Genomic DNA, 16,118 nt, shown 5'->3' with positions numbered 1-16,118 from the left:
CTCGCCCTGCTCCGCCTCGCCCCCTGAGGCGGGGGCGAGGCATGGGCGGACGCGTTCGCCCCGGCCCGGACCGCCCGGCCGGGCAGCGGGGCTCCGGCGGTGGGCCCGGCCGGGGCGGAACCCCGGCGCCGACGCTACGCCGCGCCCCGCTTTCCGTTCTTGGCGCCCGGGGTCCGGCCGTGAGCCGATCCACCGCCCGAGGGGCGGCGTCCGCCCCGGCGGTCGGCGGCGGCGGCGCCGCCCACGGCTCCGCCGGACGCCGCTCCTCGGCGGGATCCGCGGCCGTTCTTGCCGGAGGCGGCGCCGTTCGCGGCGCCGTTCGCCGCACCGGCCGCGGCCCGGCGGCCGGAACCGCGGCCGTCCGCGCCGGCGGCGCCCGTGGCCCCGGCGGCTCCCGCCCGCCGGGCGGAACCGCGCCCGCCGGCCGTGGACGTGCCGCCTGCCGCTGCCGCCCCGCCCGTGGCCCGGCGGTCCGCACCCCGGCCACCCGTCCCGGTGGCAGCGGCTGCCGCCGCTCCGGCTCCGCCGCCGGTGCGGCGCCCTCGGCCGGACCGCCCGCCGCGCTCGGAGCCGGCCTTCCGGTCCGGGCGGGACGCCGTCGGTGCCGCCGGCTGGGGGACCTCGATGGTGACGGGCACACCGGACGGTTCGCGGGCGCCCGTGATGGTGGCCAGTTCCGCGTCGCTCGACTTGACGCGGGCCGTCCGGGGGCGGATGCCCGCGTCCGACATGAGCCGGGTGACGTCCCGCTTCTGCTCGGGCAGGACCAGCGTGACCACGCTGCCGGAGCCGCCGGCGCGGGCCGTGCGTCCGCCCCGGTGGAGGTAGTCCTTGTGGTCGGTGGGCGGATCGACGTTCACGACGAGGTCGAGGTCGTCGACGTGTATGCCCCGGGCGGCCACGTTCGTCGCCACCAGCGCGGTGACCTGGCCGTTCTTGAACTGGTCCAGCGTACGGTTGCGCTGCGGCTGGGAGCGGCCCCCGTGCAGCGCCGCCGCGCGGACGCCGACGGCCAGGAGCCGCTTGGTGAGCCGGTCGGCGGACCTCTTGGTGTCGAGGAAGAGGATGACCCGGCCGTCACGGGCCGCGATGCGCGTGGTGACGGCCTTCTTGTCGGTCTCGTCCTGGATGTGGAGCACGTGGTGCTCCATGGTGGTCACCGCCCCCGCCGCGGGGTCCACCGAGTGCACCACGGGGTCGGTCAGGAACCGCTGCACCAAGCGGTCGATGTTGCGGTCCAGGGTGGCCGAGAAGAGCATCCGCTGCCCGTCGGGACGCACCTGCTGGATCAGCTTGGTGATCTGCGGCAGGAAGCCCATGTCGGTCATCTGGTCGGCTTCGTCCAGCACCGTGATGCGTACGCTGCCGAGCACGCAGTCCCCGCGTTCCACGAGGTCGTTGAGCCGGCCGGGCGTCGCCACCAGCACCTCGGCGCCGCGCCGGAGCGCACCGGCCTGCTTGGTGATGGACAGCCCGCCGACCACGGTGGCCAGCCGCAGGTTCACCGCCGTCGCGTACGGGGTCAGCGCGTCCGTCACCTGCTGGGCGAGTTCACGGGTGGGCACCAGCACGAGGGCGAGGGGCGCCTTGGGCTCCGCGCGCAGTCCGGCCGTGCGGGCCAGGAGCGCGAGCCCGAACGCCAGCGTCTTGCCGGAGCCGGTGCGTCCCCGTCCCAGCAGGTCACGGCCGGCGAGCGAGTTGGGGAGCGTGGCGGCCTGGATGGGGAAGGGGGCCGTGACGCCCTGCGCGGTGAGGGTCTTCAGCAGCCCCGCGGGCATGTCCAGACCGGCGAAGTCCTCGACGGCGGGAAGCGCGGGTGTCGTGCTTTCCGGCAGCCGGAACTCCCGGGGCGGCGACACGGACGGTGGGGGTGACGAGGCGCGCCGGTTCGGCTTCTGGGGCCTGCGGGACATGCGGTTGTCTGCCTTCCTGAAAACAGCGCAAACCGGGGTCCGCACCATGGCGGTGCGGACCCCGGCTAGCGGATACGCGTCCGGCGATCAGGCGGGGACGATGTTCTCCGCCTGCGGGCCCTTCTGGCCCTGCGTGACGTCGAAGGAGACCCGCTGGCCCTCCTGGAGCTCACGGAAGCCCTGGGTGGCGATGTTCGAGTAGTGGGCGAACACGTCGGGGCCGCCGCCGTCCTGCTGGATGAAGCCGAAACCCTTTTCGGCGTTGAACCACTTCACGGTTCCCTGTGCCATGACCTTCTCCGTTCTGTAGGCAGAGGCCCCATCCGGAGATGCCGGGAAAAACTAATGCGCCTGAAGGAGAAACATTCCCGTCAGGCGCACATGAGTTCATGGGTACCACAACTGCAACTCGAAAACCGTAGCACAGCTCGGCGTCCCGTGGCGGATCCTGGGGGCGCCGCCGGGTGGCCTCACCGTGCGGGACCCGCGAAAGAGCCGGAACCCGCGAAAAAAGCGGTGGCACCCGGGGGGAGCGCCCCTCTAGGCTGTGGACCGCTTCTCGCGGCGGCCGTCGGCTGCCGCTGCCGGCCGTGCGAGGAAGAGGGGGTGTGACCGATGACTGTCTCCGTGACGGGCGCTGCCCGCGACCAGCAGTTCACTCACTCCACCTCCGTGGCCTCCGGCTGACCTTTCCCATCGCGCGGACTCGCGCGGCGCCGGGGCCGCCCTTGTGAAGGGTTCCCGTTGCATCTCTCCTCTCCTTCGGCTTCCTCTGTTCCGTCGCACCCTCTCGCCGTCTACGGCTGGGACGCGGGCTGGGAAGCGGAGTTCGCCGCCCATGCCGAGCAGGGCCTGCTGCCCGGCCGTGTCGTACGGGTCGACCGTGGCCTCTGCGACGTCGTCACCCCGGCCGGTGAAGTCCGCGCCGACACCGAGTTCGTCGTCCCCCGCGACCCGATGAAGGTCGTGTGCACGGGGGACTGGGTCGCCCTCGACCCCGAGGGCGGCGACCCGCGGTACGTACGGACGGTGCTGCCGCGCCGTACCGCCTTCGTGCGCTCCACCTCCTCCAAGCGGTCCGAGGGGCAGATCCTCGCCGCCAACGTCGACCACGCGCTCGTCGCCGTGTCGCTGGCCGTCGACCTCGACCTCGGCCGCGTCGAACGCTTCCTCGCCCTGGCCTGGGAGTCCGGGGCGCAGCCGCTGGTCGTGCTGACCAAGGCCGATCTCGTGCCCGACGCGGTGGGGCTGGCGTACCTCGTCCAGGACGTGGAGACCGCGGCGCCGGGCGTGCCGGTGCTGCCGGTCAGCGCCACGACCGGGACCGGGCTCGACGCCGTGGCCGCCGTCGTCTCCGGTGGCACGTCGGTGCTGCTCGGGCAGTCCGGCACGGGCAAGTCGACCCTCGCCAACGTGCTGCTCGGCGAGGACGTCATGCGCGTCCACGCCGCGCGGGACGTCGACGGCAAGGGCCGGCACACGACCACCACCCGCAACCTGCTCGCCCTGCCGGGCGGCGGCGTGCTGATCGACACCCCCGGACTGCGGGGCGTGGGCCTGTGGGACGCCGAGAGCGGAGTGGGCCAGGTCTTCTCCGAGATCGAGGAGCTGGCCGAGCGGTGCCGCTTCCACGACTGCGCGCACGCCGGGGAGCCCGGCTGCGCCGTGCTGGCCGCCATCGACGCCGGGGACCTGCCGGAACGGCGGCTGGCGAGCTACCGCAAGCTCATGCGGGAGAACCAGCGGATCGTCGCCAAGACCGACGCCCGGCTGCGCGCCGAGATCCGGCGCGACTTCAAGCGCCGGGGCGCCGAGGGCCGCGCGGCGATGGACGCGAAGCGGGGGAGGTGGCGCGCCTGACCCGCCCTGGTACGCGTCCACCCTGGTACGTCTTCGTCAGCGCCATGTCCGATATCCGCCAGCGCGACCCCGCTCCGGGGGCGGACACTGGACCCTGTGAGAGACGAGGACACCAGGTACGAGGCGGTGCGCAGCCGGGACGGCAGGTTCGACGGCGAGTTCTTCTTCGCCGTCGCGACGACCGGGATCTACTGCCGTCCCAGCTGCCCGGCCGTCACGCCGCGGCGGCCCAACGTGCGCTTCTTCGCCACGGCGGCCGCCGCGCAGGCCGCGGGCTTCCGCGCCTGCCGGCGGTGCCGCCCGGACGCGGTCCCCGGCTCCGCCGCGTGGAACGTGCGGGCCGACGCCGTGGGCCGGGCGATGCGGCTGATCGGCGACGGCGTGATCGACCGGGAGGGCGTCGCCGGGCTCGCCGCACGGCTGGGCTACAGCGCCCGGCAGGTCCAGCGACAGCTCACCGCCGAGCTCGGCGCCGGTCCCGTCGCGCTCGCCCGCGCCCAGCGGGCGCACACCGCGCGCGTCCTGCTGCAGACCACCGACCTGCCGGTCACCCGGATCGCCTTCGCCGCCGGGTTCGCCAGCGTGCGCCAGTTCAACGACACCGTCCGGGCCGTCTACGCGGCCACCCCCAGCGAGCTGCGCGCCGCCGCGCCCCGCACCAGGGACCGGCGCACCGCCGCCCCCACCACCGGGATCCCGCTGCGCCTCGCCCACCGCGGGCCCTACCGGTCCGGCCCCGTCTTCGACCTCCTGGAGCGGGAGGCCGTGGCCGGGGTCGAGGAGGTGAGCGGCGTCACGGGCGCACGGACGTACCGGCGCACCCTCCGCCTGCCGTACGGCACCGGGATCGCCGCCGTCGACGAGCGGCCCGGCACCCCGCGGGCCGCCGGCGGCGCCCGTCCGGGCGGCTGGCTGGAGGCCAGGCTGCACCTGACCGACCCGCGCGACCTGACGACCGCCGTACAGCGGCTGCGCCGGCTGTTCGACCTCGACGCCGACCCGTACGCCGTCGACGAGCGGCTCGCCGCCGACCCGCGGCTGGCCCCGCTGGTCGCCGCCCGGCCGGGCCTGCGGTCGCCCGGCGCCGTCGATCCGGAGGAGAGCGCGGTACGGGCGCTGGTGGGTCCGGCCGAGGCCGCGGAGCTGGTCCGGCGCTGCGGCAAAGCCCTGGACGCTCCCAGCGGCACCCTCACCCACCTCTTCCCCGAGCCGGGCGCCCTCGCCGAGGCCGAGCCGGAGGGCACCCTGGGTGCCCTGGCGGCCGCCCTCGCCGACGGGACCGTACGCCTGGACGCGGGCGCCGATCGGGACGAGGCGCACCGGGCCCTGCTCGCCGTGCCGGGCCTGGACGCCGCCGCGGCCGCGGCCGTCCGCACCCGCGCCCTCGGCGACCCCGACGTGGCCCCGCCCGGCGTGACCGCCCCCGAAAGCTGGCGCCCCTGGCGCTCCTACGCCGTACGACACCTGTGTGAGGCAGGGGAGTTGGAGATCCGATGAGCACGCCCCCGAACCCGACGGGCAGCCACATGACCCCGAACCCGACGAGCAGCCACATGAACCCGAACCTGACGAGCAGTGACATCACCTACTGGACGCGGACCGACAGCCCCCTCGGGCCGCTGCTCCTCACCGCCGACCCGAGCGGGGCCCTGACCTCGCTGTCCGTGCCCGGCCAGAAGGGCGGCCGCGAGGTCGCGGACACCTGGCGGCACGACCCCGGCCCCTTCCGCGCGGCCGTGGAACAGCTCGCGGCCTACTTCGCCGGTGAACTCAAGGAGTTCCGGCTGCCGTTGCGCACCCACGGCACCGCGTTCCGGGAGCGGGTCTGGGCCGCCCTCGACACCGTCCCCTACGGCGCCACCACGACGTACGGCGAGATCGCCGCCCGCATCGGGGCCTCCCGCGCGGCCGTGCGGGCCGTGGGCGGAGCCATCGGCGCCAACCCCCTCCTCGTGCTGCGCCCCTGCCACCGGGTGATCGGCGCGGACGGCACCCTGACCGGCTACGCGGGCGGCCTGGAGCGGAAGGTGCGGCTGCTCGCCCTGGAGGAGGCGCTGCCCGCCGGCCCCTCACGACCGCTCTGACCGGCCGAGGCCGACTCGTCGACGACGGTGCGGCCTCGGCCCTGGACGCGCCGGACCCTCGGCGCCCCCGTTCCCGGATTAGTCCTCCAGCCCCCAGCTGTGGATCCGGCGTGGATGCAGGCGGATCACCTCCTCGCTGAAGTGCGGGCCCAACTCGTGGGGTCCGACCAGGAGTTCGGCATCGCCGCGGATGTCGACGCCGCGGACCCGCCACGGGTCGAGGCCGGCGATGTCGTCCACCACCAGGGCGGCCTTCGGGTTGTGCCGCAGGTTGCGCCACTTCTTGGTACGGCCCATCGCGTGGCCGCCGATCAGGATGGTCCCGTCGTCCTGCGGGAAGAAGCCGACGGGGTTCGCCTGCGGCTGCCCCTGCGGGTCCACGGTGGCCAGACGCCCCAGCCGCTGCGTCCTCAGGTACGCCCGCTCTGCCTCGGTGAAGTCGGTCATGACACCAGCGAAGCACTTCCACGTCCCTCGGCGCATCGGAACGTCGGCCCGGGGCCGCGGAGCCGGCGGGGGAGGGCTGGGCCGGGCGGGTGGTTCCCGAGCCGGGGTCAGCCCCAGACGACGGCGCCCAGCCAGGCCGCCGCGATCAGCAGGCAGGTGAACAGCTCCACCAGTACGCCGGTCCCGCCCGAGCGCATCACCGTCCCCAGGGACGCCATCGCCTCCCGGTGCCGGCCCAGCCGCAGCCGCTCGTGCAGGTAGACGCCGCCCAGGAATCCGGGGATCGCGCCGAGCACGGGGACGAGGACGAAGCCGGCGAGGGCCCCGGCACCGGCGTACACGGCCATGCGCGGGGTGGCGCCGCTCTCCCGCAGCCGGCGGGGCGGCAGGGCCCAGCGCACCACCTGGGAGAGGAGGAGCGCTCCGGTGGCGCCCACCAGGACTCCCCAGGCCACCGGTTGAGGGTCCGTCAGCGCCCACCACAGGACCGCGGCCCACACCAGCCACGACCCCGGCGCCCCGGGCACCAGCACTCCGCACAGGCCGGCCAGGAGAACCAGGCCGACCAGCAGGAGCTCCCACACTCCCATCTGCCCAGAGTGCCGGAGCACCCGAATCCTCGCAGGCCAACCCGGCCCCGGCCCGAGTTTGCGCCGCCCCCCGGCCGATCCTGGGCCGGCGGGGGCCCGTGGCGATCAGCCCTGGCGTTCCCGGGCCACCCAGCCGCGCTCGTACGCGTGCCAGCCCAGTTGCAGACGGGTGGTCACCCCCGTCAGCTCCATCAGCCGCTTCACCCGGCGCTGCACGGTCCGCAGGCCCAGGTCGAGCTGCTTCGCGACACTCGCGTCGGTGAGGCCGGCCAGGAGCAGGGAGAGCACCTCCAGATCGGTGCCGTCGGGTCCGTCCGGGCCCTGCTCGGTGACGCCGGACGCCCCGAGGCTCAGCGGCAGCGCCCCGCGCCACACCGACTCGAACAGCCCGTACAGGAGCTCCAGCAGCCCACTCGCGTGCACGACGAGCGCCGCGGGCTCGGCGGCGTGCGAGGTGAGCGGCACCATCGCCAGCGTGCGGTCGGCGACCACCAGCTTCGTCGGCACCTCGTCCCTCACCCGCACCCGCTCGTCGCGGCTGAGCGCCGCGGTCAGCTCGGCGATGCCGCCCGGACGGTCCAGTACGGCCCGTTCCACCACGACCCGGTAGCGGACCCCGCGCGCCGCGGCCTGCTTCTCGGCCTCGTTCTCCGATCCGGAGACGACGACCGGATTGCCGGTGACCAGGGCGCACACCTCCTCGGTGGCGCCCAGCTGGAGCTGGAGGAAGCGCTGCGCGACGGCGGAGGCGCCGGTGACCACCTCGACCAGGTCGTGCACGGCGGGTTCCGCGGCGCCCGCCCGGTACTCCTCGGCCAGCAGCGCGGCCGCCAGTTCGGCCTTCTCCAGCTCGTGCCGCTGCTGGGTGAGCAGCGCGCCCAGCGCCACGCCGGGCGGTGCCGCGACCCAGCGTCCGGGGCGGGCCGAGGACTGGGCGGCGAGTCCGTGCCGTTCCAGGCGGCGCAGCGCGCGTTCGGTGTCGTGCTCGCCGAGCATCAGGCGCCGCGCGAGATCGGGCACCTCGGCGGCGCCCATGGACACCAGGGCCCGGTACGCCGACTCGTGCGTCTCGTCCAGGCCTATCGCAGCCAGCATCAGCTCTCGTTCCTCCCCTTCCGGCCACCGGGGTTCGGCCCCCCGGGGCGGCGTGGCGGGCCTGGTGGCCGTGGTGGCGGAAAACAGCCACGGCGCAAACCCGCCTCGGCCCATCATCGCCGTAGCACCCGTCCCTCTGACAAGGTGGCGCCACCGAAGCGTCGACGGCACCCGACCTGTCCAGCCGAAAGCGTGTGGCCTGCGCGGATGTCGGCCACACGCGGAATCCGGACCGACCGCGAACCCGGCCCGCAGAGCGGGTTCCCGGTGGGGCGGGCCCCACTCGGCGGGTGACCCGGACGACGGTGTTTCGGCCGTCCGCCCGCCCAGCGGCGCGGACGGTACCCAGAGCGTGATCCGGGCCCGGGGGTGCGACGGCACCCGAAAAAGCCGGACCGGGTCACTCCGGCGTCGCCGGGCGGTCCTCCCGTGGGGGGTGGGACCGCCCGGCGGCCCTGTTTCGTACGGCAGTTCGACGCATGGCCCGACACGCCGTTCGAAAGGCGGGCGCCCACCGGATTTTCCGGATGCGCCGTTTTCATGCGGCCCGTGCGGTGGAAAATTGGGGCATGAGCCAGCAGGGGGGAAGGCCCACCGGTCCGGGGGACGACTGGTGGGAGCAGCTGTACGAGGACGACTGCGCGGAGGACACCGGGCCCACGGCCGCGGGGGACTCCCTGGACGACCGGTACGCCTCGGCGGCGGGCACGCTGGACGTGCCGCCGCGCGCCGCGCACACCGGGGAAGCGGCCCCGGAGGACGCGGCCCCGCCCGCCTCCCGGCCCGCCGGCGCCCCCGGGACGTACAGCTCGACGGACCGCGGTCCCTCCGGCCCGGACGCCCCTGGGGACGCACCGTCGGGCCCCGGCCCGGACTGGTGGCAGCGCGCCCCCGGGGAGGTGCGTCGGGCCGCGCCGCCCGTACCGGCCGCCTTCCCGGACGCGCCACAGCAGCCGGAGGCCGTCGGCCGCGACTCCGGGCGACCCGACGTGGGACGCCCGCCCGCCGAGCCGCCCCGCCCCGCCGACCGCGCCTCCCGCCGACCGGGCGAGACGCGTCCGCCCGCCGGTTCCTCCGGCCCCACCGACCGAGCTCCCGGCAGCCCCACGGTGTCCGGGACAGGCGCGCATACGCCCTCCGGCCCCACCGACCGAGCTCCCGGCAGCCCCACGGTGTCCGGGACAGGCGCGCACACGCCCTCGGACCCCGCCGCGCCGACGCCCCCCGCTGCCGCTCCGCCCCCACCGTCCACGCGCTCCTCCGGGGTCCCGCAACCCCCTGCCGCACCGCCTCCGCCCCCAGGGGTTCCTCCGTCCCCCGCGGGCGCCGCTTCTCCTCCCTCGGACCCCCGAACGCCCTCCGCGCCCGCTCCCTCGTCCCAGGCCGCCCCCGCGCAGCCCTCCACGCCCCCGCAGCCGCCCGCACCCGCGCAGCCCCCGGCACCCCCGCTACCCTCCGCGCCCCCGCCGCCTCCCGTGCCGCCGCGCCCCGGCGCCGGGCCCGGCGCGTCCGCCGACGACCGCGGCGCCTCCGCCCCGCCGAGCCCGCCGCCGCCCCGTCCCGACGTACCGCCCGCCACTGCGGCCGACGAGGCCGTGCCCGCCCCCGGACGGAGCCGCGAGGACGCCTCACCCGCCGCCGTGCCCAGCCGCCCCGAAGCCCCGTCGATCTCCCACCCCGCCTCACCGGACGCCCCCTCCGCCCCCGTCGAGCAGGCGCACCCCGCCGACTTCGTCCTCCCCGCCGACTACGCCACCCCCGTCGACTACGTCGGCACCCGCCCGCCCACCTACGACGCCGAGCCGACCGCGCTCCCGCTCGCCGACCCCGACGCGCTCGACGATCTGGTGCCGGACACCGTGCTGGACGGGGCGCGCTACGGGGCCTGCACCGTGCGGGCGGTCTCCGTCCGGGGGGACTCCGCGCGCTACCGGGGCGAACCGCGCCGGGACGCCCTGCTCACCGCGCGGTTCGGCGCTGGCGAGCAGGCGCTGGTGCTGGTGGCGATGGCGACGGGCGCCCGCGCGACCCCGGGAGCGCACCGCGCCGCCACCGAGGCGTGCCAGTGGATCGCGCAGGCCGTGGGCCGCAGCCACGGCCGGCTCGCCGAGGACATCCGGGCCGCCCGCCGCGGCGACCTGAAGTCCGGGCTGCACCGCCTCACCGACCGCAGCCTCGGCAGACTCCGGGCCGGCGCCGTCGAACAGGGCATCGATCCGGAGGAGTACACGGCCACGCTGCGCTGCCTGCTCCTGCCCGCCGACCCGCACTGCCGTACGCGCGTCTTCTTCGGCGTCGGCGCGGGCGGGCTGTTCCGGCTGCGGGACGGGGAGTGGCAGGACATCGAGCCGCGGGTGTCCGAGACGGCCGGCGACGCCGTGGCCGGCTTCGGGGCGCGGCCGGCCGAGACGCCGGACGGCGACCGGCTCACCATGGACTTCGGCGTCAGCACCCCGCCGAGCCCGTACGAACCGGACCCGCAGCCGCCCCGCGACCCCTTCCGCTTCCGCGCCTCCGTAGCCCGGCCGGGTGACACGTTCCTGATGTGCACCGGCGGTCTGGCCGAGCCGCTGCGCGGCGAGCCGGAACTGTCCGCGTACCTGAAGCGCCGGTGGTCCGGCCCTCATCCGCCCGGCCTCGCCTCCTTCCTGGCGGACGCCCAGGTCCGGGTCAAGGGCTACGCGGACGACCGTACGGCCGCCGCCGTGTGGGAGGCGTGAGCGCGGCGGCTGTGGATTCATGGACCCAGAGGGATCCGCAGAAACCGAAGGGGAACCGGGAACCATGGCCAAGCAGAACGTCGCGGAGCAGTTCGTGGACATCCTCGTCCGCGCCGGCGTGAAGCGCCTCTACGGAGTCGTCGGCGACAGCCTCAACCCCGTGGTCGACGCGGTCCGCCGCAACGCCGCCATCGACTGGATCCATGTCCGCCACGAGGAGACGGCCGCGTTCGCGGCGGGCGCGGAGGCACAGATCACCGGGAAGCTGACGGCCTGCGCCGGCTCCTGCGGCCCCGGCAACCTGCACCTCATCAACGGGCTCTACGACGCCCACCGTTCGATGGCGCCGGTGATCGCCCTCGCCTCGCACATCCCCTCCAGCGAGATCGGCCTCGGCTACTTCCAGGAGACCCACCCGGACCGCCTGTTCAGCGAGTGCAGCAACTACAGCGAGCTGATCTCCAACCCGCGGCAGATGCCGCGGCTGCTGCAGACCGCCATCCAGCACGCGGTCGGGCGCCGCGGGGTCAGCGTGGTGTCCCTGCCCGGCGACATCGCCGACCAGCCCGCGCCGGAGAAGGCCGCCCAGACCGCGATCGTCACCTCCCGGCCGAGCGTCCGCCCCGGTGACGCGGAGATCGACAAGCTGGTCGAGATGATCGACGAGGCCGACCGGGTCACCCTGTTCTGCGGCAGCGGCACGGCGGGCGCGCACGCCGAGGTGATGGAGCTCGCCGGGAAGATCAAGTCCCCGGTCGGGCACGCGCTGCGCGGCAAGGAGTGGATCCAGTACGACAACCCCTACGACGTCGGCATGAGCGGCCTGCTCGGCTACGGCGCCGCCTACGAGGCGACCCACGAGTGCGACCTGCTGATCCTGATCGGCACCGACTTCCCGTACAACGCCTTCCTGCCGGACGACGTGCAGATCGCCCAGATCGACGTCCGGCCGGAGAACCTCGGCCGCCGCTCCAAGCTCGACCTCGCCGTGTGGGGCGACGCGAAGGAGACCCTGCGCTGTCTCATCCCGCGGGTGCGGACCAAGGAGAACCGGCGCTTCCTCGACAAGATGCTCAGGAAGCACGCGGACGCGCTCGAGGGCGTGGTGAAGGCCTACACACGGAAGGTGGAGAAGCACCTCCCCGTCCACCCCGAGTACGTGGCCTCCGTGCTGGACGAAGTCGCCGACGACGACGCGGTGTTCACCGTCGACACCGGTATGTGCAACGTCTGGGCGGCCCGCTACCTCTCGCCCAACGGCCGCCGCCGCATCATCGGTTCGTTCTCCCACGGCTCGATGGCGAACGCCCTGCCGATGGCGATCGGTGCCCAGTTCACCGACCGGGACCGCCAGGTGATCTCCCTGTCCGGCGACGGCGGTTTCTCCATGCTGATGGGCGACTTCCTGACCCTGGTGCAGTACGGACTGCCGGTGAAGGTGGTGGTGTTCGACAACTCCTCCCTCGGCATGGTCGAACTGGAGATGATGGTCGCGGGCCTGCCCGCCTACGGCACGACGAACCGCAACCCGGACTTCGCCGCCGTCGCCCGCGCCTGCGGCGCCCACGGGATCCGGGTGGAGAAGCCCAAGCAGCTCGCCGGAGCCCTGAAGGACGCCTTCGGACACAAGGGCCCGGCACTCGTCGACGTCGTCACCGACCCCAACGCCCTGTCCATCCCGCCGAAGATCCGCCGCGAGATGGTGACCGGCTTCGCGCTGTCGGCCTCCAAGGTCGTGCTGGAGGGCGGCGTCGGCCGGATGGTGCAGATGGCCCGGTCCAACCTGCGCAATGTGCCGCGTCCGTGATCCCCGCGCGTCCGCCGGACCGACGGGTCCGGCGCCTCCGCACCGGCTCACGACCGTCGTACTTCGGCCAACTTCCCCGTCGGCGAGCCGGGTTGCGCGAGCGGCCGCGCCGTGCCCGGACTCGCGTCACCGGCCGGCCGGGGCGTCCGCGCCGGGCGGTCGGCCCCCGTCGGCTACGGCGGAATCGGCAGACGCCGGTCGGTAGTTGGGCCCATGTCGTCCGGTCGTCCACCCCCGGGAGCTGTAGCCGTGGGGACCGGGGCGGGGAATCCAGGGCCTCGGCCGGCCGGTCGGCGTCTTTGCCCCGGCGGCCCGCGGCGTGTCGCGGTGGTGGCCGAACACCTGGGCGTCGACGCGGCGGGATGACTCGGCGTGTGTGCCCCGGGGCATGCATCCGGCGTGAACGTGTTCGAGCTGGGGGAACCGACATCGGCGCGCGGGCGGGGGTCATGAAGAGGCAGGCACGAGGGGGCGGTCCCGGGACGATCGGGGCCTCCTCGGCTCAGACGGTGGAGGAAGTGGCGGAGGACCAGGACGACGGCGCCACGGATCGGGCCGCGGCACCCCAGCTGAGGCGGAGACTGGGGCGGGCCGACCTGGGGGCGGTCCCCGAGGCGCGCCGGGAACTGCGCGCACTGCTGCGGCACTGGGGGAAGCCGGGCACCACGGCGGTCGCGGAACTGCTCACCAGCGAGCTCGTCACCAACGCGCTCGTCCACACCGACGACGACGCGATCCTGACGGCCACCGTGTCACCGCGCGGACTGCGCGTGGAGGTCAGGGACTTCGTGTCCCGCAGGCCGCGGCTCCGTCTGCCGGGCGCCGACGAGGACACGCACGGCCGGGGCCTGGTGCTGGTGCAGTCCCTCGCCGACGCCTGGGGAGTCTGTACGCACCGGGTCGGCAAGTCCGTATGGTTCGAACTGGGCGCGGAAGCGGCCTGATGCGAGCCTCGGCCGGTCCTTGACCGGTCCTCGGCCGGTTCCCGGCGGGCGACCGGTGAGGTGCTCGGGGGACGGCCGCGATCGGTGTGCGGGGACAGCGAAGGGGCGCGTCCCGCGCGGGACGCGCCCCTTCGCTCCGTGGCCGTGCGCCGGACCCGGCGGGCCGTGCGGCAGCCGTGGCCGTGGCCCGGCCTCAGCCGAACTGCTGCTCCAGATCCTTGAGTTTGCGCTCCAGCGAGTCCAGACGCGGCAGGGCCATCGTGTCGTCCTCCGCGGTGAGGTCGACGGTGATCGGGTCAGAGGCCTTGCGGACGGGCTGCAGGGAGGGACGCGCGCGCACGGGCAGCTGTTCCGTCGCGGATATGGCAGGCTCCGCGGTGACCTGAGAGGAGCCCCGCTCGAGGGCCTGCGTCTCGACCTGCCGGCCGCCGCGCCCGACGAAGCCGCGGTGCCCGCGGCTGATGGCCTTGAGCTGCGCCCGCTCGACACGCTGCTGCTCGCGCCGCAGCCGCCGGTTCTCCTCCTTCTGGCGCTGGTCCTCGCGGACCTCCTCGACCGCCTCGTCGAGGCTGCGCACGCCCTCCAGCAGCATCAGCGACCAGGCCTTGTAGGTCTCGCGGGGCGCCCGCATCCAGCGGACCACACGGATCTGCGGCAGCGGACGCGGCACCAGCCCCTGCTCGCGCAGCGCGGCCCGGCGGGTCTGCTTCAGCGCGCGGTCGAACAGCACCGCCGCGGACAGGGACATGCCGGAGAAGAACTGCGGGGCGCCCGCGTGTCCCAGGCCCCGCGGCGCGTGCACCCAGTTGAACCAGGCCGCGGCGCCCGCGAACGTCCACACGAGTATCCGGGAGCCCAGCGCCGCGTCACCGTGGCTGGCCTCGCGCACCGCGAGCACGGAACAGAACATCGCCGCGCCGTCCAGCCCGAACGGCACCAGGTACTCCCAGCCGTCGGTGAGGCCGAGATTCTGCTGGCCGAAGCCGACCAGGCCGTGGAACGAGAGTGCGGCGGCGACCGCCGCACAGCAGAACAGAAGCACGTAGGAGGCCGTGCCGTAGACGGCCTCCTTCCGCCTGCGGCGCTCCTCGCTGCGCTCCCACGAGTCGTCCGCGCTCGCTTTCTCCCCGGAGGAGCGCTTGCCGCGCGCGAGCACCGCAACCGCCGCCAGCATGCCCAGGAGCAGTACGGCGCCCGGAAGCAGCCAGTTCAGCGATATGTCGGTCAATCTCATCTGGGTCCCTTGCATTGGGATAGGGCGTAACGCCCGCCATAGTGGCCCAATCCCGCCGCGCCTCAGGGGGTTTCGGGGCAAGAGGCCGCCAAGGAAGCGCAAGGGGATGCCCAGGGCAGCGTTTTGCTCGAACTGCCGCTTGAGCGGCGGGAGTTGAGTTCGAATAAGACTACCCGCACGGATGGTTCCGCGGAAAGTTCCCGCGACGGGTGAGGAAGTTGTGAAGTCGCCGTGGCCGTGTCGGTGCCGGCGTGTGCGCGAGCTCACGGCGCGAGCGTGCCCCGCGTGGCCGTCTCGCGGTGGTGCGCGGCGCCCGCCACGGCCGAGCGGAACGGATGTGTGAGCCGCCGATGCGCGTTCGGACGAAGCAAGGCTTGCCTAAGTTGAATCATGTGAAATGTGAACGATCGCTCTCTTGGGCCTAAGGTGCTTGACGGACGAGTAACAACCCGTCGTAATGACCGCAAGCAGCCACAAGCCCGGAGGAGTGACCGTGAAGCAGGGCGCGCAGGACTCCGCCGGGACCGGAGCGCCGGAGGTCCGGCCGGTCGCGGCGCTGGTGCCGCCGCAGCCGCGGGCCGCCGACGGGCGGCGCGAGCGGGACGGAGGAAACGTCCCGGCAGCGGGCGCCCGGGGCGAGCACACGCACGGCGAGCGGCCCCTGCCGGCCCCCCGCCCCGTCGTGCGGCGCTCCTCCGTGCGCGGCCAGATCCTCGACGCCCTCCGCACCGCCCTCGTGGCCGGAGACCTGAGGCCCGGCGAGGTGTACTCGGCGCCCGCGCTCGGCGAGCGCTTCGGCGTCTCGGCGACGCCGGTGCGGGAGGCGATGCAGCAGCTCGCCCAGGAGGGCGCCGTCGAGGTGGTGCCCAACCGCGGCTTCCGGGTGGCCGAGCGCGGCGCCCGTGAGCTGGCCGAGCTGGCCGAGGTGCGGGCCCTGATCGAGGTGCCGGTGCTGCTGCGGCTGGCGCGCACCGTGCCGCCGCAGCGCTGGGCGGAACTCCGGCCGCTCGCGGAGGCGACCGTCCGGGCCGCGTCCTCGGGCTGCCGGGCGACCTACGCCGAGTCCGACCGCGCCTTCCATCGCGCGGTGCTCTCCCTCACCGGCAACGAACAGCTCGTCCGTATCGCCGAGGACCTCCACCGGCGCGCCCAGTGGCCCCTCGTCGGCGGCCCCGCCGGTCCCGCCGTCGCCGACCTGATCGCCGACGCGGCGGAGCACACGGCCCTGCTGGACGCGCTGGTCGCGCGGGACCCGGACGCCGTGCGCTCGCTGGTGCACGAGCACTTCGCCTGCACGGGCTGATCGGCCCGGCCCGGCCTGGAGCTCGTGCGCCGTAGGGGCCGCCGACCCGAAGCGTGCCCGGCCCGACCGTCTTCACGCCGTGCGCGTCGACAGGACCGAAGCGGGCCCGGCCGGAGGCTGC

At 74.8% G+C, this 16,118-nt stretch carries 13 protein-coding genes; 7 read left to right on the top strand and 6 right to left on the bottom strand.

The annotated features are described in order from the left end of the window. Positions 1-134: 134 nt before the first annotated feature. Both ACIPM1_RS17405 and ACIPM1_RS17400 read right to left on the bottom strand, forming a co-directional pair. A complete protein-coding gene (locus ACIPM1_RS17405) occupies positions 135-1,913 on the bottom strand; it encodes a DEAD/DEAH box helicase (RefSeq protein ID WP_402435113.1) in 1,779 nt (592 codons plus the stop codon). Between the two features lie 87 nt (positions 1,914-2,000). Beyond that, positions 2,001-2,204, bottom strand: a complete 204-nt coding sequence (locus tag ACIPM1_RS17400) for a cold-shock protein (RefSeq protein WP_023544341.1) — start codon at positions 2,202-2,204, stop codon at positions 2,001-2,003. A gap of 453 nt (positions 2,205-2,657) precedes the next feature. Between ACIPM1_RS17400 and rsgA the strand changes: the two genes are divergently transcribed. The 3 genes from rsgA to ACIPM1_RS17385 all read left to right on the top strand — a co-directional run bounded on the left by rsgA (position 2,658) and on the right by ACIPM1_RS17385 (position 5,857). After that, complete coding sequence (gene rsgA / locus ACIPM1_RS17395; RefSeq protein WP_402435110.1) at positions 2,658-3,773, top strand: ribosome small subunit-dependent GTPase A; 1,116 nt, start codon at positions 2,658-2,660, stop codon at positions 3,771-3,773. Positions 3,774-3,869: 96 nt separating this feature from the next. Then, positions 3,870-5,270: a bifunctional transcriptional activator/DNA repair enzyme AdaA gene (locus ACIPM1_RS17390; protein WP_402435107.1), complete on the top strand. Its 1,401-nt coding sequence runs from the start codon at positions 3,870-3,872 to the stop codon at positions 5,268-5,270. 56 nt (positions 5,271-5,326) lie between these two features. Further along, the gene (locus ACIPM1_RS17385) at positions 5,327-5,857 is read left to right on the top strand and encodes a methylated-DNA--[protein]-cysteine S-methyltransferase (RefSeq protein ID WP_402435489.1); all 531 of its coding nucleotides are present in this window, start codon (positions 5,327-5,329) and stop codon (positions 5,855-5,857) included. 78 nt (positions 5,858-5,935) lie between these two features. Here the strand turns inward: ACIPM1_RS17385 and ACIPM1_RS17380 are convergent, their stop codons facing one another. From ACIPM1_RS17380 to ACIPM1_RS17370, 3 genes are all read right to left on the bottom strand, one after another. Beyond that, a complete protein-coding gene (locus ACIPM1_RS17380; RefSeq protein WP_356194382.1) occupies positions 5,936-6,304 on the bottom strand; it encodes a PPOX class F420-dependent oxidoreductase in 369 nt (122 codons plus the stop codon). A gap of 107 nt (positions 6,305-6,411) precedes the next feature. Continuing rightward, positions 6,412-6,894: a DUF456 domain-containing protein gene (locus ACIPM1_RS17375; protein WP_402435104.1), complete on the bottom strand. Its 483-nt coding sequence runs from the start codon at positions 6,892-6,894 to the stop codon at positions 6,412-6,414. 105 nt (positions 6,895-6,999) lie between these two features. Further along, positions 7,000-7,989 (bottom strand): helix-turn-helix domain-containing protein, encoded by a 990-nt coding sequence (locus ACIPM1_RS17370; RefSeq protein WP_402435101.1) that lies wholly within the window; start codon positions 7,987-7,989, stop codon positions 7,000-7,002. Between the two features lie 569 nt (positions 7,990-8,558). On the opposite strand from ACIPM1_RS17370, the gene ACIPM1_RS17365 reads away from it, so the two are divergent. The 3 genes from ACIPM1_RS17365 (at position 8,559) to ACIPM1_RS17355 (ending at position 13,460) form a co-directional block, all read left to right on the top strand. Continuing rightward, positions 8,559-10,709 carry a protein phosphatase 2C domain-containing protein gene (locus ACIPM1_RS17365; RefSeq protein ID WP_402435098.1) on the top strand — a complete coding sequence of 717 codons (2,151 nt, stop codon included), beginning with the start codon at positions 8,559-8,561 and terminating at the stop codon, positions 10,707-10,709. A 64-nt stretch (positions 10,710-10,773) separates the two neighbouring features. Continuing rightward, positions 10,774-12,516, top strand: a complete 1,743-nt coding sequence (locus ACIPM1_RS17360) for a pyruvate dehydrogenase (protein WP_402435096.1) — start codon at positions 10,774-10,776, stop codon at positions 12,514-12,516. Between the two features lie 449 nt (positions 12,517-12,965). Next, the gene (locus tag ACIPM1_RS17355) at positions 12,966-13,460 is read left to right on the top strand and encodes an ATP-binding protein (protein ID WP_402435093.1); all 495 of its coding nucleotides are present in this window, start codon (positions 12,966-12,968) and stop codon (positions 13,458-13,460) included. A gap of 193 nt (positions 13,461-13,653) precedes the next feature. On the opposite strand, the gene ACIPM1_RS17350 is transcribed toward ACIPM1_RS17355, so the two are convergent. Further along, positions 13,654-14,694 carry a DUF2637 domain-containing protein gene (locus ACIPM1_RS17350; protein ID WP_402435090.1) on the bottom strand — a complete coding sequence of 347 codons (1,041 nt, stop codon included), beginning with the start codon at positions 14,692-14,694 and terminating at the stop codon, positions 13,654-13,656. Between the two features lie 493 nt (positions 14,695-15,187). Here ACIPM1_RS17350 and ACIPM1_RS17345 point away from each other — a divergent pair, with 493 nt between their 5' ends. Beyond that, positions 15,188-15,997 (top strand): GntR family transcriptional regulator, encoded by an 810-nt coding sequence (locus ACIPM1_RS17345; RefSeq protein WP_402435486.1) that lies wholly within the window; start codon positions 15,188-15,190, stop codon positions 15,995-15,997. Positions 15,998-16,118: the final 121 nt, after the last annotated feature.

This window comes from Streptomyces sp. NPDC086766 (assembly GCF_044746005.1).
Lineage (GTDB): Bacteria > Actinomycetota > Actinomycetes > Streptomycetales > Streptomycetaceae > Streptomyces.
This window is presented reverse-complemented; position numbering and strand designations above follow the sequence as displayed.